General features: G+C 68.8%; 21 protein-coding genes and 1 pseudogene. 12 read left to right on the top strand and 10 right to left on the bottom strand.

Annotated features, from left to right (window positions below; genetic code table 11):
* Positions 1-217 precede the first annotated feature (217 nt).
* On the top strand, positions 218-520 hold the full coding sequence (locus tag BX283_RS33640; RefSeq protein WP_101391190.1) for a putative quinol monooxygenase: 303 nt from the start codon (positions 218-220) through the stop codon (positions 518-520).
* 290 nt (positions 521-810) lie between these two features.
* On the opposite strand, the gene BX283_RS33630 is transcribed toward BX283_RS33640, so the two are convergent.
* A complete protein-coding gene (locus BX283_RS33630) occupies positions 811-1,026 on the bottom strand; it encodes a DUF6243 family protein (RefSeq protein ID WP_180357325.1) in 216 nt (71 codons plus the stop codon).
* A gap of 372 nt (positions 1,027-1,398) precedes the next feature.
* Here BX283_RS33630 and BX283_RS33625 point away from each other — a divergent pair, with 372 nt between their 5' ends.
* The 3 genes from BX283_RS33625 to BX283_RS33615 all read left to right on the top strand — a co-directional run bounded on the left by BX283_RS33625 (position 1,399) and on the right by BX283_RS33615 (position 4,355).
* Positions 1,399-2,052 (top strand): dihydrofolate reductase family protein, encoded by a 654-nt coding sequence (locus tag BX283_RS33625; RefSeq protein ID WP_101391189.1) that lies wholly within the window; start codon positions 1,399-1,401, stop codon positions 2,050-2,052.
* Between the two features lie 331 nt (positions 2,053-2,383).
* Positions 2,384-3,025 carry a hypothetical protein gene (locus BX283_RS33620; protein WP_101391188.1) on the top strand — a complete coding sequence of 214 codons (642 nt, stop codon included), beginning with the start codon at positions 2,384-2,386 and terminating at the stop codon, positions 3,023-3,025.
* A gap of 910 nt (positions 3,026-3,935) precedes the next feature.
* Positions 3,936-4,355 carry a hypothetical protein gene (locus BX283_RS33615; RefSeq protein ID WP_101391187.1) on the top strand — a complete coding sequence of 140 codons (420 nt, stop codon included), beginning with the start codon at positions 3,936-3,938 and terminating at the stop codon, positions 4,353-4,355.
* Positions 4,356-5,128: 773 nt separating this feature from the next.
* Here the strand turns inward: BX283_RS33615 and BX283_RS33610 are convergent.
* Positions 5,129-5,719, bottom strand: coding sequence for an ABATE domain-containing protein (locus BX283_RS33610; RefSeq protein WP_101391186.1), 591 nt, complete (start codon positions 5,717-5,719; stop codon positions 5,129-5,131).
* Positions 5,720-5,852: 133 nt separating this feature from the next.
* Between BX283_RS33610 and BX283_RS33605 the strand changes: the two genes are divergently transcribed.
* Positions 5,853-7,118 (top strand): MFS transporter, encoded by a 1,266-nt coding sequence (locus tag BX283_RS33605; RefSeq protein WP_101391185.1) that lies wholly within the window; start codon positions 5,853-5,855, stop codon positions 7,116-7,118.
* A 292-nt stretch (positions 7,119-7,410) separates the two neighbouring features.
* On the opposite strand, the pseudogene BX283_RS33595 reads toward BX283_RS33605, so the two are convergent.
* Positions 7,411-7,787, bottom strand: a pseudogene (locus tag BX283_RS33595) (VOC family protein).
* A gap of 112 nt (positions 7,788-7,899) precedes the next feature.
* Here BX283_RS33595 and BX283_RS33590 point away from each other — a divergent pair.
* Together BX283_RS33590 and BX283_RS33585 are read left to right on the top strand one after the other, a co-directional pair.
* Positions 7,900-8,301 carry a helix-turn-helix domain-containing protein gene (locus BX283_RS33590; RefSeq protein WP_101391182.1) on the top strand — a complete coding sequence of 134 codons (402 nt, stop codon included), beginning with the start codon at positions 7,900-7,902 and terminating at the stop codon, positions 8,299-8,301.
* A 260-nt stretch (positions 8,302-8,561) separates the two neighbouring features.
* Positions 8,562-9,322 (top strand): IS5 family transposase gene (locus BX283_RS33585; protein WP_218976588.1). Its coding sequence is split into 2 segments (ribosomal slippage): positions 8,562-8,835 and positions 8,835-9,322, totalling 762 coding nucleotides; the frame shifts between segments, so codons are not numbered across the junction.
* Between the two features lie 12 nt (positions 9,323-9,334).
* On the opposite strand, the gene BX283_RS42495 is transcribed toward BX283_RS33585, so the two are convergent.
* From BX283_RS42495 to BX283_RS33575, 3 genes are all read right to left on the bottom strand, one after another.
* Positions 9,335-9,445 carry a DUF5959 family protein gene (locus BX283_RS42495; RefSeq protein WP_373979320.1) on the bottom strand — a complete coding sequence of 37 codons (111 nt, stop codon included), beginning with the start codon at positions 9,443-9,445 and terminating at the stop codon, positions 9,335-9,337.
* Between the two features lie 11 nt (positions 9,446-9,456).
* On the bottom strand, positions 9,457-9,789 hold the full coding sequence (locus BX283_RS33580; RefSeq protein WP_101391180.1) for a DUF5959 family protein: 333 nt from the start codon (positions 9,787-9,789) through the stop codon (positions 9,457-9,459).
* 562 nt (positions 9,790-10,351) lie between these two features.
* A complete protein-coding gene (locus tag BX283_RS33575; RefSeq protein WP_143676518.1) occupies positions 10,352-11,011 on the bottom strand; it encodes a hypothetical protein in 660 nt (219 codons plus the stop codon).
* 677 nt (positions 11,012-11,688) lie between these two features.
* Between BX283_RS33575 and BX283_RS33570 the strand changes: the two genes are divergently transcribed.
* From BX283_RS33570 to BX283_RS33560, 3 genes are all read left to right on the top strand, one after another.
* Positions 11,689-13,230 carry a hypothetical protein gene (locus BX283_RS33570; protein ID WP_143676516.1) on the top strand — a complete coding sequence of 514 codons (1,542 nt, stop codon included), beginning with the start codon at positions 11,689-11,691 and terminating at the stop codon, positions 13,228-13,230.
* Between the two features lie 213 nt (positions 13,231-13,443).
* Positions 13,444-14,505: a PepSY-associated TM helix domain-containing protein gene (locus tag BX283_RS33565; protein WP_257584045.1), complete on the top strand. Its 1,062-nt coding sequence runs from the start codon at positions 13,444-13,446 to the stop codon at positions 14,503-14,505.
* A gap of 181 nt (positions 14,506-14,686) precedes the next feature.
* Entirely contained in the window at positions 14,687-15,598 is a 912-nt protein-coding gene (locus BX283_RS33560) for a CAP domain-containing protein (RefSeq protein WP_257584044.1), read from the top strand.
* A gap of 22 nt (positions 15,599-15,620) precedes the next feature.
* Here BX283_RS33560 and BX283_RS33555 read toward each other — a convergent pair whose 3' ends face one another.
* Positions 15,621-17,267, bottom strand: coding sequence for a CocE/NonD family hydrolase (locus tag BX283_RS33555; RefSeq protein ID WP_257584043.1), 1,647 nt, complete (start codon positions 17,265-17,267; stop codon positions 15,621-15,623).
* A 180-nt stretch (positions 17,268-17,447) separates the two neighbouring features.
* Here BX283_RS33555 and BX283_RS33550 point away from each other — a divergent pair, with 180 nt between their 5' ends.
* On the top strand, positions 17,448-18,164 hold the full coding sequence (locus BX283_RS33550; protein WP_101391175.1) for a TetR/AcrR family transcriptional regulator: 717 nt from the start codon (positions 17,448-17,450) through the stop codon (positions 18,162-18,164).
* A gap of 57 nt (positions 18,165-18,221) precedes the next feature.
* On the opposite strand, the gene BX283_RS33545 is transcribed toward BX283_RS33550, so the two are convergent.
* The 3 genes from BX283_RS33545 to BX283_RS33535 all read right to left on the bottom strand — a co-directional run bounded on the left by BX283_RS33545 (position 18,222) and on the right by BX283_RS33535 (position 20,354).
* Positions 18,222-18,626, bottom strand: coding sequence for a DUF1003 domain-containing protein (locus BX283_RS33545; RefSeq protein ID WP_101391174.1), 405 nt, complete (start codon positions 18,624-18,626; stop codon positions 18,222-18,224).
* Between the two features lie 209 nt (positions 18,627-18,835).
* On the bottom strand, positions 18,836-19,453 hold the full coding sequence (locus BX283_RS40850; RefSeq protein ID WP_180357324.1) for a hypothetical protein: 618 nt from the start codon (positions 19,451-19,453) through the stop codon (positions 18,836-18,838).
* Positions 19,454-19,682: 229 nt separating this feature from the next.
* Positions 19,683-20,354 (bottom strand): NADPH-dependent FMN reductase, encoded by a 672-nt coding sequence (locus tag BX283_RS33535; protein ID WP_101391173.1) that lies wholly within the window; start codon positions 20,352-20,354, stop codon positions 19,683-19,685.
* Positions 20,355-20,548: 194 nt separating this feature from the next.
* On the opposite strand from BX283_RS33535, the gene BX283_RS33530 reads away from it, so the two are divergent.
* A complete protein-coding gene (locus BX283_RS33530) occupies positions 20,549-20,950 on the top strand; it encodes a VOC family protein (protein ID WP_218976536.1) in 402 nt (133 codons plus the stop codon).
* Positions 20,951-20,953 lie beyond the last annotated feature (3 nt).

Raw genomic sequence — 20,953 nt, 5'->3', positions numbered from 1 at the left:
GCGGGGGGATGGGCCGATGGGGTGGGGGGTGGTGGTGGATGGGGTGTGCGGGTGCGAGGGCCAGGTTTACAACCGGGAATGGCGGCTGAGCTGGTATGGCTGCCGGATCGGTGGGGTTGGTGGGGTTGCCAGCTGGGCACGGGCAGGTTGTACCGCTGGTGTCTGCCTGCTGAGATCCCGGTTCTCCTGCCGTGCCCGCTGATCTACGCTCGCACGCATGTCACAGCCCGTACGCCTTCACATACTGATCACCACCCTTCCGGGCCGCGGCCAGGAGCAGGTCGATGCCTTTGAGCGACTCGCGCCGACCGTGCGGGCTGAGCAGGGGTGTCTGCAATATGACCTGCACCGGGTGGTCGGTGATCCGGATCGGTTCGTTCTCGTCGAGCTGTGGGCGTCGCGGGAGGCGTTGGCGGCCCACGATGTCACTGCCCACATGGTTGCCGCGGACGCCGCCAGCCCGGCGTTCAGGGCGGGGCCGGCGCAGGTGATCGAGATCGAGGCTGAACCGGTGGCTTGAGCCGCGATGGTGTCGGCCGGGAGCCATAGCTCGTGCGCGCGAGCCAGGTGGTGAACGGGAAGGCGGAGATCACCCGGCCTGCGGCTGGCGGCGGCCGGGGCTGCTCCCGATGCCGAGAGCAGAGGCGTCGGGGCGGAGGGCAGGCCGTTGTGCGCGGCGGCGTGCTGGGGGGTAGGCGGAGACGGTGCGCTGTATTGCTGCCGTACGGCGCGGAGGCAAACGCAGGGCCCGGACCGCGCGTCGCGGTCCGGGCCCTGCCCCGTGCTGTGCCGCCCTGCGGCGGCGGTGCGTCAGCTCTGTGCGGTGTCGTCGCCCGCCTGCGCGGCGCCCTCAGCGCCGGCTGCCTTCTCGCGCATCTTGCGCACCAGCTCGGCCTTCTGCTCGGCTGCGCTCTGGCGGTCGCGGTTGCGGTGCGGCCCGTTGTTCTGCCGTTCGGCGCGGGACAGCTTCTTGCGCTGGCCGCCGCCCTGGCCCACGGGGTTGTTGATGTTCTTGCTCACGGTCACGGGTTCTCCCGGTAATGATGTGAAGTGATCTACGGATTCAACGGTGGGGGACGGGCGGCGACGTAGAAGGACGTCAGCGGGGGCCCGTCACGCTCTCACTCGTAAATCGGCGTCTGGAAGAACATGACAAGGACCTTACCCGGTTCCGTCGGCCCCGCACACCAGCTTTTTCGCTGCCTCGGCGTGGGCCGGCCGTGGGAGTGGCCCCGCCCTCGCCCCGCCGACAGCGCGTCGTAACCCATCAGGTGGTGCCCACGCGGCCCTGCCCATCGCGGCAGCCCGTTGTCATGGGTGACCGCCGCGCCGATGAGTTTGGGCGGCCCGAACAGTCACACCGGTGTCGGCAATGTCGCCAGCAGCAGGAGGGACCAAGTGACACAGCTACTGAGGGTGCAGAACTTCAACGTTTCGAGCGACGGTATCGGCGCGGGTGCCGCCGAGGACCAGAGCCTGGAGAGCCCGTTCGGCCTTCCCGATCCGGGCAAGCTGTTCGCCTGGGCGGGCGCGACGGCGAGCTGGCCGATGCGTACCGATCCCGGGGGCGGCCGGGGCCTGGACGACTACTTCACGCGGGACTTCGCGCACAACATCGGTGCGGAGATCATGGGCCGGAACAAGTTCGGGCCGTTGCGGGGGCCGTGGCAGGACGAGGAGTGGCAGGGGTGGTGGGGGGATGAGCCGCCGTTCCACACGCCGGTGTTCGTGATGACGCACCACAAGCGGCCGTCGTTCACGCTCTCGGACACCACGTTCCACTTCGTGGACGGTGATCCGGCGGCGGTGCTCGCGCAGGCGCGGGAGGCTGCGCGGGGCAAGGACGTACGACTGGGCGGCGGAGTCACGACGATCCGGCAGTTCCTTGAGGCGGACTTGGTCGACACGATGCATGTCGTGGTGTCGCCGCAGGTGCGGCTGGGGTCGGGGATCCGGCTGTGGGATTCACCGGATGAACTGCGGGACCGCTTCCATTTGGAGGTGGTGCCGAGTTCGAGTGGGGTGGTGCATCACTTGTTCTGGCGGAGGTGAAGCGGGTAGTCCGTACCCTCTGGCCGATCGGCTGACCGACCGCTGCCGGGTTGGAAAAGAGAGAGTAAAGTGGATGTGAGTGAGGCCCTGCGACATCCCCCGAACGCAGGGCCTCACTCCTCTTTTCCCTGGACTCGGACGGACGTTGGCTGTGGCCGGTCCTGTACAACTCCTGCACGACTTCGGAGAACCACTCATGCGCCGCCCTCACCTCGCACTGACCAGTGCTGCCTTGCTGCTTTGTGCGGCCTGCTCGGGTACGAAGACGGATGGGGCGGCCGAGTCGCCTGCCCCGGATTACGGCCCGACGGTACGGACGGCTGTAGCCGCGATGATTAAGTCGACGGCGGCATTCGACGAGAAGGTAGAGATCGCCGGCGACGGCCAGAATTTCGCGATCGGAGTCAAGGGCCGTTTCGACTTCGGCGGCGACAAGGGGATGCTCGCCGTCGATTTCCCTGAGGGCGGCATCAGCCACGTGGACGAGGTGTTCGCGGAGAACAAGGTGTACGTGCGGGGTGCGGCGGGCCTGGATGGCGAATGGGGTGTGATCGGCCGCGACAAGGCGGAAGCACACTATCTGCTGAGGGCACCGTTGAACGATCCGGAGCATGTGCTGCGCCAGCTCGGCGCCATGGGCAAGATCTCCAAGGAGGAGACGGAGCAGGTGAACGGTACGGCGGCCGTCCGCTATCACGGACTCCTCAGCGCCGATGCGCTGACCCTCCGCGGCTCGGCCAAGCTGCGCGAGCAGACCAGCCAGTTGCGCGGCGCGGTCGGGGAGGTGCCGATGTACGCGGACACGTGGGTGGACGGTCAGGGCAGGTTGGTGCGGGCTCGTCTGCGTTGTGATCTGGGTCAGGGTCATGTGGCGGTGACGGTGGACTTCACGGATCACGGGCAGGCTGTGAAGGTGTCGGTGCCGGGTGATGCGTCTCCGGTGAGTTCCGTTTCGGGGGTTCTGACGGGCTGAGGGTGAGCGCGAGCGGAGCAGTCAGCGTTGTGTTCGGGGCGGGGTGGTTCGTTCTTCGCGGCAGACAGTTTCTCTTCCTGGATTCGGGCCGGCTGCGACTGGCCGGTTAACGGGCAGAGGAGGAAACGATCAGTCTGGCAAGTCTCGGGGAACCGTTGGGGTTTCAGCGTTCGGGAGATGGCGTAGCTAGTGCGGGGTGGTCTTCGGCGACGTCTCGCAGGGCTCAGCGCTGGGGCTGCGTCGTGCGGTGAGTCAGCACAGCTCCTCGGCTACCCGCCAGGGAGGGTGGTCGACTTCGGGCGCTTCCTCATGATGGCTGGCGAGGCTGTTCAGGCCCGCTTCGCTTCCGGCAGGCTGTTCCAGCAGGCAGAAGAGGACAGGCCAAGCCGTCGCGGTATGGGGTCTTATACAGTGACCGCATGCTCTGCACCCCACGCACCTCGGCCAAGTCAAAGGAAATGCAAAGCCCCTACTGAAGTGCAGGTCAGGAAGTGTCCTTCCCGCCGACGCGGGGGTGTTCCGCTCCTCGGGAACCGGTCCCATCCCGAGCCGCGGTCCTTCCCGCCGACGCGGGGTGTTCCGCTCTGCGTCCGAGCGGGATTGGAGAGACGGCCGTGCTTGCCGCCAACGCGGGGTTGATCCGCCGATGGTTGGATCGGCTTCACCACCTGGTCCGTGCTTCCCGCCGGTGCGGGGTTGATCCGCCAGTGCCGTTCGCCGCTCCCGTGCGTCCTTCCTGATGGGGATCTGGGAGAAACGCCCCCGGTCCAGGTCTGGCCTGCTCTTCGTTCCTCAGCCCCCGCCCGTACACCGATGATCGATTGACTTGTCTGCAAAGACGTAGCCTGCTGCCACACGGCACATCGTTGAGGGTTGAGGCAGGTAAGGGGCCGCTTTGAGCGTTGGCGAAATGTATGGGACGCACCCAGAGGAGATCGCGGCGCTTCTGGAAGCTGTCGGCGATGCAGCGATGGTGCTGTCCTTCCGGGAGGACCGCGCGTTCGCCGCCCTCAGTGTGGGGCGCTTCGGGGCTGTGGGATCGGCTCGGTTGGACTGGGCAGGGGCCGAAGTGATCGAGCGGTGCGAGTCGTTCGACGCGGACGAGCTGCGCAGGCTGGTGGCCTCGTGTGCTCGGACAGACGAACTCGCAGTTGTGTTCTGGAGCAATCTCGCAGTCCCGTCCGTGGCTTTGCCTGCTGCGCTTGTAGCAGTCCAGGCGGAAGCGGTGTTGGCGTGCTCTCCTGAATGCTGGATCTACCTCGTCGACAGCGGAGTGCTGATCGAGTTCCAGGACGGCGAGGGTTTCACTGCCGGAAGGGTTCCCCACTGACGCTGCTGTCGACGCGGGTGGGGAATCCCGCTGAGCAGGTCTCTCCCACCCTTGAGCACGGGAAATTCAACGAGCCCCATCAATCCCGCCAGTGCGGGGGTGATCCGGTGCCGCTGCTGCCGCTGGCGATGTGCTTCCCGCCGACGCGAGAGTGACTCGTCCGCGCCGGTGGCGTCCGGACTCATGTACTACCCGGTACCCGGCGACGAGGCGCGGCTGCGCCAGGTGGTCGCGGACCTCGTCGTGAACGTCGTCGCGACATACCTCCGGGCTTTCCCGTACGCATCGGGGTGGGCACCGCGGAAGGCCGCGACATCTTCGAGGTCGTCGGCTCGGGTCGCGGGCTCGCGCTCGAACAGGCTGCCCGCGTCTTCGCACGCTTTTGCTGCGTCGTCGCCTCGCGCAGCCTACAGACCGGCGGCGGCGTCGGTCTCGGCCTGGCCATCGGCTCGGCACTGGTGCCCACGGCGGCCAGGTGGAGCTGTAGAGACCGGCCCGGGCGAGGGCGCGGTCCTCCGTGTGTCGCTCACAGCCTCAGCCGCGGCCGCGGAGCTCACCGCCGCCCGCGCCGAGCTGACCATCCCATCACCGCCGTCGTCGAGATCGCGGCGCGAAGGGGCGTGACGGCTGGGCAGTTCAACCGCCTTCACCGTGACGGCCGGGCGGTTCGACAGCTCTCGCCGTGACACCCAGGGGCGCCAACGCCGAGCCCTCCAGCGCCCGTTCGCCACTGAAGCAGAATGGGCCATAGACGGGGCCCCAGTCTCCGGTCGTCACCTCGGGTTGCGCTCCCGCTCCGCGTAATGCCGCGCCGCCCGGACCCGGTTCCCGCAGCGGTCCGAGCACCAGCGCCGAGCCGCATGCGAGCGAATGAACAGGCGCGTGCAGCCTTGGGCGCCGCAGATCGAGAGTTTGGCGGCCGACGGCCCGGTCAGCAGGTCTGCCCCGTCCTCGGCCAACTGCGCAAGCACCGCCTCCATCCGCGTTCCCGGCCTCTCCCGCACGGCCAGTCGCGGGCCCGTCACGCTCCAGGCCAGCTCGCGTACGCCCGGCGCCGCAGCCAACGCGTCGTTGAAGCACTCCAGGGCCTGCTCCTCCGGGCGTTCGCCCGCGATGTGCGCGCTGAAGATCGTTCGCGTGGCCTCGCGCAGCAGCCTGAGCCGCCTCAGCTCCGCCTGAGTCACCGACCCCACGGGGCCGAGGCCGCGCTCTCGTAGCCACCGGCCCGCAGCCGGCCCGTCGGGCAGCCCCTCGTACGGCCCACCAGGCAGCTCGAACTCGGTGTTGACCAGGGCCAGCGAGTGGTGCTCGGCCTCGCCAGGGGCGGGCCCTTGCGCTGAGGAAGATCGTTCGGCGGCGTTCACGCCCCTAACGGTATCAGTTGAGATTTGCCGTGACTCGACGTACCGTCACGCCGACCAGCCAACAACGGCAAATAAAAGCCCTTACCGTTAGGGCGCGAGTTCTCGGCCAAGGGCACCTACCTAGGAACAACCCATGACACCAACCGACCCGCACAAGCGCCTCAACCTCCGCTTCATCGCGCTCGCCATCGGCATGTTCGCCATCGGCACCGACAGCTTCGTGGTCGCCGGCATCCTGCCGAGCGTCGCCGAGGACCTGGACGTCGGCGTCCCCACCAGCGCCGAACTCATCACCGCCTACGCCCTCGCCTACGCGATCCTGTCGCCGCTCGTGGCCTCGGTCGCCGGGCGGGCCTCCCGCAAGCTGCTGCTCATCGGCGGACTCGCCGTCTTCGTCGTCGGCAACGTCGGCACCGGGCTCGCCCCCACCTTCGAAGCAGCCATGGCCTTCCGCGTCGTCGCGGCGCTCGGCGGCGCCATGTTCACCCCCACCGCCGCAGGCGCCGTCGTCGCCCTGGCCGGACCCGAGAAGCGGGCCACCGCCCTGTCGATCCTCTTCGGCGGGCTCAGCGCCGCCACCGCCCTCGGCTCCCCCATCGGCACCGCCATCAGCGGGATCACCGACTGGCGCGGCACCATGATGTTCGTGGCCGTCGTCGGCGCACTCGCCGTCGTCGCCGTACTCATCGGGCTGCCCGCCATCCCCCGCCCACCCGCCGTCCCCTTCAAGCAGCGCCTCTCCCCGCTCACCGACGCACGGATCACCCTCACCCTGCTCCTCCTGCTCGTCGCCTACAGCGGTCTCTTCGTCCTCTACACCTACGTCAGCCAGGTCTTCCGACCGGCCACCGGCGGCGACGGCACGACCCTCGCCTGGCTGCTGTTCGCCTGGGGCGCCGCCGCCGTCGTGGGCAACCTGTTCGCCGGCCGCCTCACCGACACGTTCGGCAACCGCATCGTCATCAACACCGCGGGTGTCACGGCGGTCCTCGTCTTCCTCACCACCCCATGGAGCAGCCGACACCTCGTATCAGCGTTCATCGCCGTCGTGATCTGGGGTGCCTGCGGCTGGGCCATGCTCGTCCCGATCCAGCACCGGCTCGTCGGCGTGAACCCCGCCGCCTCCCAGCTCTCGATCTCCCTGAGCTCCTCCGCCAACTACATCGGCGTCTCCCTCGCCCCCATCGTCGGCGGCTTCCTCCTGGACGACGTGGTGTCCGTGAACCACCTCGGCCTTCCCGCAGCCGCGATCATCGCCACCGGCCTGCTCATCGGCGAGCTGGGTCACCGGCTGATCCGGTACGACGTGAAGGCTGTCACGGGCGCGGCCACGGCCACGGCCCACGCAAGCGGCGCCCCCTCCCGGGCCGCGAGCCCATCCCCCGTCGACCACCCATGAACCGTCCCCGCCCGGGTGAATGACAGTCGGGATACGGCCCGCCGGGCGCACTCAGGGGCCTCATGCCGAGCGGCTTGCCGAAGACACCGTCCAGCTACCTGGCGGACCAGGAAGGTGGACGGCGCGGGTGCCCCCCCCACGTACACGCAGGCGGACTTCGGGCTACTGCGGCAGCACGCCCTCGACGTCCGCCACCTCACCATGCAGGCCGTCCGCCGCGAACACGCCCGCATCCGCAGTGAGAACGGCACACTCCGGTACGGACAGCCCACCATCTGGGCCGTATCAGGGCCTACGCACGGATGAGCCTGTCAACCAGCTCCGATTCCACTCGACATACTCCACGCCTGCCCCATCCGCATGGCGCGCATAGAGGAACCGCCCCGTCGGGCCATCGGCTACGGGAGTGGTGATGGTGGCCTCCGCAGACACCAGCGTCGCATGGAGGGCGTCGAGATCTTCGACGACGACGGTGGCGGAGGCGTGGCCATACTTCGCTCGCTCCTCGGCCGGGCCCGCGATCACCAGGAAGTCACCGATGGCGGCGAGGCCCACCGTGTGGAAGTCCAGCCGTAAGTGGGGCTGCTCGCCAGTAAGTTGCTCCAGGAGAGGCAGCGCGCGGTCGAGGTCGTCGGTCCACAGGCGTGCGTAGGCCTTCAGGATGGTCATGGCCGTGCCCTCTCAAGTCTCCGCCGGCTCAAGTCTCTTCCGGGTTCTCTGGAACCGTAGGTGCGTAGCCTCGGGCGTGGAAGAACGCACTTTTCGATGAGAGAGGAACCTCATGGAAACCGAGCAGCCCCAGCCCGTCCCCGACGACGCGGACGTGGCACGCGCCCATTCCCTCGCCCGCGAGATCTTCTCGGGGGTGGCCAACAAGTGGGCACCGCTCGTCATCAACGCCCTGGGGACGCGCACGCTGCGGTTCACCGGGCTCAGAGCCGAAGTCGAGGGCATCAGCCACAAAATGCTCACTCAGACCCTGCGCGGGCTGGAACGGGACGGGGTGGTGCACAGGGCCGTTTACGCGACGGTGCCGCCCCGCGTCGACTACCACCTCACCGAGGCAGGCGCGCCGCTGCGCGACACGGTCAACGGCATGTGCGCCTGGACCCGCCGCTACCTCGACGAAATCGACACCGCACGACGCCGCTTCGATACGCACAACCGTGGCACCGTGCGTTGAGGTCCCGTTCCTGCACGCCCCCTTCCCCCGGGCCAACAACCGGGCGAGATCAACATCTCCCGCCGTGATCGGCTCTGCGGCGAAGCGAGCACGCACGGTTCCGAACCGCCGACATCCGCTCTGTTAGCTCCTAACGAAATGATCTTCGAGGTGGTTGGATCGCTCCGGGACTGTTGATCCGGGGGTGTGGGGTGGCTCGTCCGAAGCCGTGGCATGTGGATGACGAGTTGTGGGCGGTGATCGAGCCGTTGCTGCCGAAGATGGAACGCCGAACTCCGCATCCGGGACGGAAGCGGCATCCGGACCGGCTGATGTTTCAGGGCATCCTGTTCGTCCTGCACACCGGGATCGCCTGGGAACACCTGCCGCAGGAACTCGGCTTCGGTTCGGGCATGACGTACTGGCGCCGCCTGGCCGAGTGGACCGAGGCCGATGTGTGGCCCCGGCTGCACCAGGTGCTCCTGGCGGAGCTGCGCAGCGCGAACGCCCTGGACTTCTCCCGGGCGGCGGTCGACGGCTCCCACATCCGGGCGCTAAAAGGGGGCCCAAGACGGGACGAAGCCCCGTGGACCGAGGTAGAACCGGCAGCAAGCATCACCTGATCACCGATGCCACCGGCATCCCGCTCGCCGCCACCCTGACGGGCGGCAACCGCAACGACGTCACCCAGCTCATTCCGCTGCTCGAAGCCGTTCCGCCGGTACGCGGCAAGCGCGGCCGGCCCCGGCGCCGCCCGGACGTCGTACTCGGTGACCGTGGCTACGACCACGACAAGTACCGCCGCCTCGTCCGCGCACTCGGAGTGAAACCGCTGATCGCGCGGCGGGGTACCGAACACGGCTCCGGACTGGGAACCCAACGCTGGGTCGTGGAACGCGCCTTCGCCCACCTGCACTGGTTCCGCCGCCTGCGCATCCGGTGGGAGATCCGCGATGACATCCACGAAGCCTTCCTCACGCTCGGATGCGCACTCATCTGTTGGAGGCGCCTCATCACCCGTGAGGCCACTACCCGCAGCTGAGAGCTGCTGTCCTCAACCCTGGCCGAAGGGCCACGCGGCACGCACCTGGGCGAGCCGCAGACGCTGGGCATCGACCCAGTCGTCGGGCAGGCGCGCCAATACACAAACCGACGTGAGGGACACCGTTGTGTCCCTCACCACCACCTCGATCGCGTTGAGGATCTCACCGCGGGAGGATACGGCCCCTTCGGCGTGATCCGGATCTCCGGGTTCCGACCGTCGTCCATCCAGTGCGCCGGTTGGCCAACGGCGAGCAGTTCGAGCGCCTCTGCCCAATCATCCAGATCCTCGGGCAGTAGGCACACCCCTGCGAGGTGGCCCTTCGCGAACTCGCTGGTCACCACGATGTCGACTTCAAGGCAGCCGTCCCATGGGGACACTGCGAATGCTGGCCCCGCTACCCGAACGACCACGCTGTTCTCCTCATCAACAAGGTGGATGAGGTCCACTGGACCGCGCTCGGTCATGTCATATCTCCTGGGCCGTGTGAGTGCGCCGACTCATCATGCACACGCCCTCAGCCGACCAGTCCCCGGGGGCGGGTGCTGATCATTCTGTTAGGAGTTCTAAGGGCACTGCGGATGCTTGGAGCACCGGTGACCTGCTGCGAGAAGCACCCCCACGAGCTACAACTTTCGGCCAACATTGGCTATTTGATGGAAATGCCAGACTCTGTGAAAGTGAGTAGAATCCACTCCCCGACCGACCGAACCCACAGGTCGCGGCCTGTGGTCCCCCGCTCATGCGGGGGTGATCCCGGCGGCAGCAACGCGGGCGCCGCAGGCATCGTGTGGTCCCCGCGCCTGCGGGGGTGATCCCGACCACCAAGCCCCGGGCAACTGACCGGGCTTTGGGTCCGCGCACCTGCGGCCAGGGCCGTCGCGGCACCCGGGGCTACTTCGTTCCCAATGCCGGCCAGTACGTTCCGGCCCCGGCCGACCACTCCTCCCTGGACCGGCTCCGCGCGCTCAACCGCCAGCAGCCCTGAACGCTGCGCCACCGCAGGCGGGCCCGGGCCCACCCCTGTCCTCAGGAACCGCGCCGGCTGGTGGCGAGGAAGGGAGCATGCGGCGTCCACGTCAGGGGCGCGTCGTCGTGGGCCGGATTGCCGGTCGGGATCGTGGCGCAGGGGGCGTAGACGTCGACGTACAGGCCGCCGCCGGAGCTGTTCCAGTGCGCGTCGAGCTTGTCGCCGCCGTGCGGATCCTCGTAGCGGAAACCGAGCTCGCTCCATCCCGGACCGCTTCGGTCATCATCGGAGGTCCGCGTCCACCCCCGGGCGGCAAGCCGAGCCTCCAGCCGGTCCAGAGCCGCGTCGGCAGTGACCTGCGGGACGCGTGCGACACCCCAGGAGTGCCGAACGCTGACCACGCCCGGCTCCGTCTTGTCGATCTGCATGAACCCGTGGGAGTAACAGGGCCCGGAATCCAGGCTGTTCAGAGCGACTGTGGTGGGCTCGGGTAGTTCGAGCGCCGTGTACGCCTGGCGGGAGTACCCCTGCAGACGCTCAGCGGCCGCATCCGGGTCGGCCGTCGGATACGGCGTCCCTGCCGCGATCTTGTGCAGGGCCGCAGGCACCGTCCGAGCCGCGACGGTCGCCGCGCCGACGAGCACCGTGCAGCCGAGCACTATGGCTCCCATCGCGGCACGCGAGCGGCGCGGGGCGGGCGTTATTCCCATACGGATCATGAGCTGGACGCTACGAGAACGCGCTGGTCCACAGCATGAGTCGCCGTACTCAGTCCTTCTGAGCCCCTGGCACACAACGGCCGCCGGTCACCACGACGGCGCCGCCAGGTGCCGCCGCCATGAGCCGCAATACTCGACGGACACTGGGCACGTTGCTCTTGGAGAGGATGTGTATGCACCGGCCAGCGCCCGACCGGCTCACCGACGAGGCCGAGATCGTCTGGCTTGTCCCCCCCCGACCGCCTCGACTACGTGCGCGAAGGCCTGGAGACCACCAAGCCCGCCACCGGCCCCTCGGCCTGCACATCGGCAGGCTGCCTCATCCGTTACGCGAACCAGCGTCCCGTCGGCATCGCGATCTGCGGCGGCACCGGAGGCCGGTTTCCCGGAATGATCTTTGCTCGGAGCGGCATCAGTTTGGTACCCGCATGCGGGGGCGTCTCGACCGTGCGAGGCTTCCCTCCGCGCAGGAAGCACCTTCGGCCACACCGGCCCTGCTGCCGAGCCGCAACGCACCACGCCGACCGGTACCACCGCAGGTCGGAGCGTAGGGCCGGGCCAGCCTTGGCATTGGTCACTGATCAACCCGGTTGACCGTCCCACCACCCAGCAACAATAGTTGCCCACTGAACGGAATTCTGACCGAACCGTTCGGAGCGTTCACAGGGTGGGAAATCATGCAGGCCAAGGGGCAAGAAGACAGTTCGGCATGCGCGGAAGCGGAAGCGGAGACTGAGGCTGCGGGTGACGCGAAGGCGGACACCGCCACCAACGCGCCAGCCGACACAGCAACCGCCGCCGCAGCCGCAGCCGCAGCCGCAGCTGAGGAGGCCGAGGTCCTGCTCCACGAGGGACGGTTCAGCGAGGCCCGGCAAGTTGCGCGGCGCGCGCTGGACGCCGGCGTGCGGCCCAGCGCCCGCCTCTACTCCGTCCTGGGCCGCGCGCACGCCGCCGAAGGCGACGACGACCACGACGACCGCGCCGAGGTCGCATACCGTGCAGGCCTGGACGCCTTCCCCGACGACATCGACCTGCTGTCCGCCTACGCGGAACTGTGCCTCAACGCCGACTACCTGGAACGGCCCGGACGTCACCGTCGTGGACCGGAACTCGCCGCACGCGTACGGGAGTTGGCCCCGGGCTCGGTCCAGGCGCTCCGGGCCGAGCGTGCTGCCGGGGGCAAGGGTGTACCCGAGCCCGCCCGAGTGCAGCGCCACGACGCGCGGCTGGTACTGAGGCTCTCTCCCACCCCCCGCACGGCCGCGGACCGGGCCCGGATCCAGGCAGGCGCCCGCCCCGAAGACGAACGCCTCGCGGTGCTCGCCGAAACCCTGGGCGCGTTGGTCCGGCCGGGCCGGAGTCCGCTGCGCCTGATGGTCGTGCGCCCACTGGCGAGCACGTTGCTGTCCTGGGTGGCCTACGCGGCGATACTCCTCGCCGTGCCCGCAGTACCCCTCCCGGCATGGGCCGCGTGCGCCGCCGTACTCCCGCTCCTGCCGTCAGCCGCCCTGCACCTCGTCCTGCGCGGAGCTCGACGCAGGGCCCGGACACACACCTCTCCCGCCCCCTCCCCCACCCCGCAGGACCTCACCTTCCCGGTGCTGCCGCCCGTACCGGCCCCCACCCCACGTGACCGCATCACCGGCGCGCTCGTCCTCGCCACCGCCGTCGGAGCGGCCGCCGGTTCCGTGACCTGGTCGCAGATCCAGTACCGCGACTATCCCCGCTACACGGTCGCCGCGCCCACGAGCCTCGGCCGCCTGGACAGGCTGGAGCTCACACCCGTCCAGCAAGGTATGGCCGACCAGTTGAAGGGGAATTTCGCGGGTGTGGCGCGCGAGACGTTCACCTATGTCTACGGGGACAAGGAGCTCGGCCGGACGGCGTTTGTCGTCCTCGGTGCGACGGGCGACTTCCATGCCATGACCCCCGACCTCCTCGACGAGCTGCGCCACGGCCTGGAGAGCTCCGGCCTGACCGTCAGCGCCGAGTGGAACGCCGACCCGGGCCGCTACGGCGGCTGGATGAAGTGCGTGACGTACAAACCCGCCGCCAGCGTCCCCGAAGTAGCGTGCGGCTGGGCGGACAAGGGCAGTGTGGGCGCAGTGATCGTCGCCGACCGGGGAACCGGCCGGAGCGCGGCCGAGGGATCCGCCCGGCGGGCCCGGGAAGCGGTACTGCACCGGGGCGGCGCGGAACGCTCGGAGCCGGAAGTCTGAGGAACCGGGCGCCATGGAGCAGCGGGCGCCATTGGGGATCGGGCGTCATGGACGATGCCACTGCCCTACCGAGCGCCCGTACCGATGCACCGTAGACCTGGTCCAGCAACCCGCTGTGCGACCATTGGCAGGCCGCCGGGGAGGGCCTGGGCGGTGGGTGACGCAGGGGGAATTGGCGTGGGTGGGGTTGCGGAGCACGGCGGCGGATCGTCGGTGCCTGATGAGGAGTGGGAGCGGTTTCTTCGGGAGTCCGCGGACGGCGTGGCGGACGCGCCCAAGGAGCCGTCCGCGCGAGCCCGCATGGTGGCTCGGCGGCTGCGTGAGGAACCCGAGTCGCCGCAGGTGTGGCGTGGCCACTCGCCTGCCCGGCCGAGGCGGAGGAAGCAGGGTTGGTACGTCGTCGGCTTCCTCGCGTCGCTCGTTCTGCTGGTCGTGGCCTTGTCTCCGGGGCTGGTCGTCGGATGGTTCGGCGATGACGCACAGGCCGACACCCCTCTTGCCGCCGAGTCGGGACGCCCCGACCAACCGCCGCCCACACCGGCTGCGGAACGGCCCACCCTCGACCAACCCTTCAGGGGATCACCTGCAGCACGCTGGGCCGACAACGCCGCCGGGATCACAGTTCCCGAGGCCAAGGCGACCGGGTGGATGAGTACGGCCGAGGTGGCACAGGCACTCGGCCGCACCCGGGACTTCCTCGTCGCCGCCAGCCTGGATTCGGCGGTACTGAACGGCGATCACCCCACCAAGGCGATCGCCCGGATCAATCCGCACCAGAAAGACGTCCAGGACTATCTGTCGGCCGCGTTCCGCACACCCACCGAGAAGAACGACCCGCTGCTGCTGTTCAGCCGGTTCGACAAGACGCGTACACGTCTCGTCGGGGACGTGGTGAAGACACGGGGCCGGATGACGTATCAGCAAGGTGAGCGCGGCGCGCTCCAGGTGTCCACCGACATCACTTACGTATACCCGGTTGTGCGCGCAGCTGCGGGCAGCGACGAGGTCGAGCGTACGATCGTGCGGCGCGAAGTCGTGGTGAATTGGGACAACCCCGCGAAGGTGATCACCGAGCCGGGAACGTTCTCCGTCGTCTCGTACAAAGTCCACATCACCAACGGCGGTTGCGGCACCACGACGGGCTACCTCGTCCCGACATTCGGCGCGGGAAACACCGCCGGGACGGGTGACGGCCCCGGGATCGACCCGTACGACCGCAGCGCGCCGCTGGAGCAGCGGACCGGCAAGGGGTGTGGGCTCGCCACTCGGACTTGAGCGACTCCCGTCGACGGCGACGCGGAGGCCGTACGGGGCTTGACGCCCTTCTCGGGCGCCGACCAAGACCGCTGACAAGGCGTTTATTCGATATTGAGAGCCCGTCCCTAGCGTCCTCGACGACATGAACGGCCCTGGTGGCACACCCGGGCCGCGGATTCGAGGGCAAGGACCGACTGTCATGACACTGGCACTCAAGAAGTCGCACATATGGGGGACGCTGGCCGTCGCCGCGATGGGTATCGCCGCCGTTCCGGCCACGGCGCAGGCGGCACAGGCGGCGCAGCTGACCGGTCAGGTCGTCGGGCTCGGGGGCAAGTGCCTCGACGTCCGCGGCGGGAAGACGGCCAGCGGCACCCCCGTACAGATCTACGGCTGCAACGGCACCGCGTCCCAGCGATGGACCTACACCGAGCAGCCCGGCGAGATCGGTTCGACGGTGAGCGCGTTAGGCAAGTGCCTGGACGTCGCCTCCAGCGGCACCACCGACCGCACTCCCGTGCAGCTGTGGGACTGCAACGGCAGCCCAGCGCAGAAGTGGGTCCGCTACCAGGGCGACGTGCTCATCAACCCGCGGTCCAACAAGTGCCTGGACGTTTCCGGCGGGAACACCGCCGACAACACCCCGGTACAGATCTACACCTGCAACTTCACGCCCTCCCAGGTGTGGAAGTGGGGCGGCGACCAGGGCCAGAACCCGCCTGCCGCACTGCAGCGCCAGGTGTTCGACCTGGTCAACAACTACCGCGTACAGCACGGTAAGGCGGCGCTCCAGTACGACGACGCCGTGGCCCGCGCCGCACAGGACGAGGCCAACGAGCAGGCCCGCCGTGGTCAGCAGGGCCACTGGACCTTCGCGGCGATCCGCGACTCGCTCGCCCGGTACGGTTACTCCCGCCCGGTCGGGCCCCTCGCCGAGAACGCGGCCGGCGCACCCGGCTTCTGGAAGGACGCCCCCTCGGTCGTCGACGCGTGGATCAAGGAACCGCTGCACGAGCAGAACATCCTGGGCGACGCCTACAAGTACACCGGCGTCGGCGTCACGGTCGACGGCAACGGCAACTACTGGTGGGCACAGGACTTCGTCGGCTGAGCCAGGAACGGTCCCAGACCGGTCAAACGGTGTCCTCGGCCTCGGCAGCACGCACCGCCGTACGCGTCGCAAGCATCAGCGCCGAGTCCGCATGGAGCGTGATACGCACCGGTGTGAAAGTGGTGGCGTCCAGCGGCGACTCCCCGTTGCCGGGGTTGCGGGCGTAGCGCGGGTGGGCGCCGCCGCTGATCTGCCAGCGTATGCGGTGGCCGACGCCGAAGCGGTGGGCGGTCGAGCTCATCGGGACGGTGATCTGCGACGGCTCCTCCCCCTCCGTACGCAGACGGCCAAGGCCGTCGCAGATGTTGACGGAGCGGCCTTGCGGGTCCACGTCGCACAGGCGGGTGAAGAGGTCGGCGTGACCGGTGGCCGTGGAGATACTCAACCACGCGGAGACCGGGCCGAGGATGTCCACCGGCTCGGTCAACGGCGGGCCGGTGAACGTCAGTACGTCCTCGCGGGCCTCCAGGTCGCTGTTGTCGCGCGAACCGGCCGTGCGGGAGAGCAACGGGCCACCGAGGGACGGAGTGGGGTCCTCCGGGTCGTAGCGGAACGACGTCAGCGGTGCGGAGTCCGTGGGGGCCTGCTGGGTGAGATGCCCCTCGGCGGTGGGAAACCACGGGGTGGCGGCGGTGGCCGTCGGCCAGTCGTCGAGGTCGCGCCAGGCGTTCTCGCCGCCGACGTGCACGCGCACCCTCGTGGGACGGAGATCGGAGGGACCGGCGCCGAGGTGGGCGCGTAGCCAGGCCAGGCTCTCGGCGAACACCTCCGGCCACCCCTGTTGCAGGGCGGAGGTATGCGTCCAGGGGCCGACGAGCAGGGAGGTGTCACATCCGGCCCGCCGCAGCCGGTCGTACTGCTCGAAGGTCTGGTCGGCCAGTGCGTCGTGCCATCCGGTGATCAGGGCTGTGGGAACGCTGAGCCGTTCCGCCGACTGTGCCATTGACGCGCCGTTCCAGTACGCGTCCTTGGCGTCCGGGTGGGCCATCACCTCGTCCAACCAGGGCACTTCACCTCCGAAGGCCGAGACGTACGCCCCGCGCAGTGGCTTCGCGGTGGTGACTTCACCCAGACGGCGTTGCAGGCGCAGGGTCGCCTTCAGGAACGGTGCCATGCCCTGGTGCTGGTAGTTCATACCTACACCGACGGCGAGGGCGGTCTCCAGGCGCAGCACACCGTCCGCGTGGAACAGGGCGTAGGGGTCGTGCAGGCCCAACTGCACCACCATGGCCTTCAGTTCCGGCGGCGGGTCGGCGGCGAGGGCCCACTGCACGTAACCCAGGTAGCTGGGACCGACAGTCCCGAGTGTTCCGTTGAACCAGGGTTGTTCGCGCAGCCAGGACACCGTGGCCCGGCCGTCGGCGACCTCGTTGCGCCAGAAGTCGAAGGTGCCCCCCGAACCACCCGTGCCACGGCAGCTCTGCAGGATGACATGAAACCCCTGCTCGGCGAAGAGCAGGCCGTACATGGGCGACCACGGCAGGCCCCTGCCGTACGGCGAACGCACCAGGAGGGTGGGGAAGTCGCCCCCGGCGCCACTCCCGTCGACGCGCGGGAAGTAGTGGTCAGCGATCAGCGGACTGCCGTCGTCGGCCGGTACCACCAGCCCCGGCTCCCACCCAACCTCGTGCAGTTTGGCCGGGAGGCGGCGCCAAGTCGCCCTCAGCATCCGCGAGGACAGTGGCGGTTTCCCGGAAGGCGCTGCCCAGGTCGGCCTCGGCACAGCAGGACCGTGCGTGCGGGATGTCATCGTTCCTTCCCCTCCTTCATTTCCGTACACTGTACGAGAATAGAGCATGCTTGACTGACACCCGCAAGGCCTCCGCGATCAAGGGAAGGAGCAGGGACCATGTCCCGCGAGGGAGAGAACGACGCCCCGGGCATCGATCCTCAGCAGCTCTGGCTGAGCCCCGCCCAGCCCCGCCGAGGCCGCAAGCCCGCCTACACCCGAGAGGCGATCACCGCCGCGGCCGTCGCGCTGGCGGACGCCGAGGGGCTCGAAGCTGTCACCATGCGGAGGGTCGCCGCACAGGTCGGAGCCGGCGTCATGTCGCTCTACAGCTACGCCCCCGACAAGGAGACGCTGCTGAACCTGATGGTCGACCACGTCAGCGGCGAACTGCCGACGACGGACACACCCACCGGCGACTGGCGCGCCGACCTGAAGGCCATCGCCCACCTCCAGCGCGCCCACATGCTGCGCCACCCCTGGCTGCCCGCCGCCCTGACCGGCCGCCGCGTCCCCGGGCCCAACACCCTGGCCTTCCTGGAGCGCGCGCTCGCCGCACTGCGGCCCACCGGGCTGGACGGTGCGGCGAAGCTGGAGGTCTTCGCCCAGCTCACAGCATTCGTGGCCGGGCACACCGCGCATGAGATCGCGCAGGCCACCGCCTCGCAGTCGCCCGACCGGGCCGCCGCCGAAGCCCGCTACCTCGCCGCCGTCGCCACGGACGGCCACCACCCGGAACTCGCCGAAGCCCTCTCCGCCCCCGGCCGCCCCCTCACCCCCGAAGCTACCTTCACCCGGTTCCTCAACCGGCTGATCGACGGCCTCGACACCGACTGATCGCGCTCAGTCCTGGGCGCCGCGCACAGGAGACCGAAATTGGAGACTACGGCGGCGCTATTGCGTCTCGGGGGTGGTCAGCAGCCGACGGTGGAGTTCCGCGGTCATCGTGTGAATGGCCCTGGTCAGCTCGGTGTTCGTCTTGAGCTCCAGTTCCTGCTCGACGAAGTCGTGATCGGCTTTCGCCTGCTGGAACTCCGCCTGCCGGTTTTGGCCGATCATGACAAACGTCGAAAGGAAGATCGCCTCAAGGGATACGACGAGGGTCAGCGTGGGCCATGGGTTGGATTCCACGAACAGCATCCAGAGCGCGAAGCCGACGGCATGCAGATAGACGAACGGCATGGAGCCGGCGAACTTGGTGATCGCATCGGCGATGCGCAACTGGGCGTCGCCCGCGCGGTGGGTTCGGTGCGCAACGACGACCGGATGGTGCTGCCTCGTACCGTCGGGATCGGTCATCTTCGATGCCTGCTTCCTTGGGTCGATGCTGTCCCACACTGCGATGTCGCTGCATGGTGCCAGACTCTTCGAGGGAGCGGAGGCTTCCTGTCGGCCGATGTGGCCGCCCCCCCCCTCGCGCCTCGGCATCCACGCGAAAGGCCGGTCCTCCCACCCCTGAAGGGGCAAGAGGACCGGCCTTTCACTGGTCGTGCGAGGTCGTGCGGCGCTCAGCAGGGAAGGGTGGTGCGACCGGCAGCGCCGGTGACACCTGTGGTGCCGTCAGCACCGAACGTCGCAGCGGTGCCGTTGCCACCCGGCTTGCCCGGGCATACGGGGCTGGCAGCGCCGCCGGCGCCACCCGTACCGCCCTTGTGGCCGCCTCCCGCTGTGGAGGCACCACCGTTGCCGCCCGTGCCACCGGGGATACCGGCCCCGGCATCGCCGACGCCCCCTACGCCGCCTTTGCCACCGGTGCCATTGAGTGTGGCTGCGCCACCGAACCCGCCAGTGCCGCCATTACCGTTGGCCCCGCCGGCACCTCCCGCACCACCGGCGCCGCCGACGCTCAGGATGCCGTTGGCGTTGCCGCCCGCGCCTCCGTTGCCGCCGTTGCCGTTGGCGCCGGCCGCGCCACCGGTGCCGCCCAGGCCACCGATCCCACCGTTGCTCCCCACTCCATTGGCTCCGTTGCCACCGGGGAGCCCCAGGGCTCCAAGGCCGGTGTGGGTGCGGGCGATGCCCGTGTTGGTCTGTGCCGTCGCGGAAGCGAGGACAGGGGTAGCGGCGAGGCCGGCTACGGCGAACACGGCGACGAGAAGGCTTCGGGGGATGGCGATGGTGCGCATGGAGCGCATGAGGTAAGCCTTTCGGTTGTACAGCCGAAGAAATTCTCCGACTGACAACACCTAACCTATACGGAAAATATTCACATCATGTAAGAAATGATGATCAAATGTCTCGAAATAGCTAAATTACCTAAACAATGGCCTGTTTGGACGCCGCCGTGGTCCCCGCACGACGGAGAAGACGGGGGGACGTCGCTGTGACGGTCCGCCACGGCGCCCCGAAAGACGCTCAGTCCTGGGCGCGCAGGGTGACCGGCGCGTCCGTGCGGTCCCCCAGGAACTCGTACCAGCGACGTTGCAGACATACGTAACGGGTGTCGGCCTCCACCAGCCGTACGAACGACGCCGCCGTGTCCGCCAGGCGCTCCTGGAGCGCCGAGTCGGACAGGTCACCGCTCTCGGTGAAAGCCTCGTGCGCCTTGGCGAGGCTGAACATGTCCGGGTAGACGCGGGTGCCGAGGTGTTCGAGCGGGACCCTCAGCGCCCACAGCCCCCGGTTTCCTCCAACCATGGAGGGCGAGGCCGAGACGAGTAGCGCGTGCTTGTCCTTGAACGGTTGGGGGCGGACACGGGAGACCCAGTCGATGGCGTTCTTCAGCACCCCGGACACCGACGCGTTGTACTCGGGAGCGGAGATCACGAACCCGTCGCACGCCTCGATGCGCTCGCGCAGAGCCAGTGCGCCCGGCGGCAGTCCCTCGGTCGTCTCGACGTCCCCGTCGTAGACCGGCATGGTGAAGTCCCGCATATGGGCGAGTTCGACTGCCGCGCCGGTACGTTCCACCAGCCGGGCGACGAGCGAGGCAAGGCGCCCGTTCAGGGATCCGGCGCGCAGCGAGCCCCCGAAGACGAGCACTCTTACGGGCCCGCGTTCCGGCTCGGGCGCGGTGTCTGCGGCCATGGGATCAAGCCTCCCCGCATCGGGATACGCGAGACATACGAGATGTGCCCGCCCATCGTGGCTCGCCCCCGCACCGCTGGCGACTCGGTAGGTGCATGCGGCTGGCTCCGGTGGCGCGACGGGCACAACCCCCGACGATGAGAAACAAGGGCCACCCCGGAGCGGCGGGGTTTCGCCCCAAGGAGGTGTGCCCCGTGAGTGCTTTCCCGACCGAGGACATGGAAATGACCCGGTTGCTCGTCGTCTCCGACGTCGCAGCTTCGCGTCAGTGGTACGAGGAGGTGCTGGGCGCGCACGTCGACCACGAGTACGAGTCCGCGTGCGTGCTGCGAATGCTGGGCGGCTGGCTGCTCCTGGTCCCGGGCGGCGGCCCCACCGAGGACAAGCCGAACGTGACCATGACGCCGCCCACGGATCCCGACCGGGTCAGCGCCGAACTGATCTTTCGAGTACGCGACTGTCGTGGCGCGTACGAAACGCTCCGGGCACGTGGGGCGCGCTTCCTCACCCCGCCGGTGGATCGCGGATACGAGATCCGGGCGTTCTTCCGCGACCCTGACGAGCATCTGTTCGAGATCAGCGAGCTGGTCGCCTGATCA

The sequence above is a fragment of the Streptomyces sp. TLI_146 genome, assembly GCF_002846415.1.
GTDB lineage: Bacteria > Actinomycetota > Actinomycetes > Streptomycetales > Streptomycetaceae > Streptomyces.
This window is presented reverse-complemented; position numbering and strand designations above follow the sequence as displayed.

What these genes read in the sequence shown, in the direction of transcription:
- BX283_RS33640 (WP_101391190.1), top strand. Translation starts at nt 218, where the DNA reads ATGTCACAGCCCGTACGCCTTCACATACTGATCACCACCCTTCCGGGC.
- BX283_RS33620 (WP_101391188.1), top strand. Translation starts at nt 2,384, where the DNA reads ATGATTAAGTCGACGGCGGCATTCGACGAGAAGGTAGAGATCGCCGGC.
- BX283_RS33615 (WP_101391187.1), top strand. Translation starts at nt 3,936, where the DNA reads ATGTATGGGACGCACCCAGAGGAGATCGCGGCGCTTCTGGAAGCTGTC.
- BX283_RS33605 (WP_101391185.1), top strand. Translation starts at nt 5,853, where the DNA reads ATGACACCAACCGACCCGCACAAGCGCCTCAACCTCCGCTTCATCGCG.
- BX283_RS33590 (WP_101391182.1), top strand. Translation starts at nt 7,900, where the DNA reads ATGGAAACCGAGCAGCCCCAGCCCGTCCCCGACGACGCGGACGTGGCA.
- BX283_RS33580 (WP_101391180.1), bottom strand. Translation starts at nt 9,789, where the DNA reads ATGACCGAGCGCGGTCCAGTGGACCTCATCCACCTTGTTGATGAGGAG.
- BX283_RS33575 (WP_143676518.1), bottom strand. Translation starts at nt 11,011, where the DNA reads ATGATCCGTATGGGAATAACGCCCGCCCCGCGCCGCTCGCGTGCCGCG.
- BX283_RS33570 (WP_143676516.1), top strand. Translation starts at nt 11,689, where the DNA reads ATGCAGGCCAAGGGGCAAGAAGACAGTTCGGCATGCGCGGAAGCGGAA.
- BX283_RS33560 (WP_257584044.1), top strand. Translation starts at nt 14,687, where the DNA reads ATGACACTGGCACTCAAGAAGTCGCACATATGGGGGACGCTGGCCGTC.
- BX283_RS33555 (WP_257584043.1), bottom strand. Translation starts at nt 17,267, where the DNA reads ATGCTGAGGGCGACTTGGCGCCGCCTCCCGGCCAAACTGCACGAGGTT.
- BX283_RS33550 (WP_101391175.1), top strand. Translation starts at nt 17,448, where the DNA reads ATGTCCCGCGAGGGAGAGAACGACGCCCCGGGCATCGATCCTCAGCAG.
- BX283_RS33545 (WP_101391174.1), bottom strand. Translation starts at nt 18,626, where the DNA reads ATGACCGATCCCGACGGTACGAGGCAGCACCATCCGGTCGTCGTTGCG.
- BX283_RS40850 (WP_180357324.1), bottom strand. Translation starts at nt 19,453, where the DNA reads ATGCGCACCATCGCCATCCCCCGAAGCCTTCTCGTCGCCGTGTTCGCC.
- BX283_RS33535 (WP_101391173.1), bottom strand. Translation starts at nt 20,354, where the DNA reads ATGGCCGCAGACACCGCGCCCGAGCCGGAACGCGGGCCCGTAAGAGTG.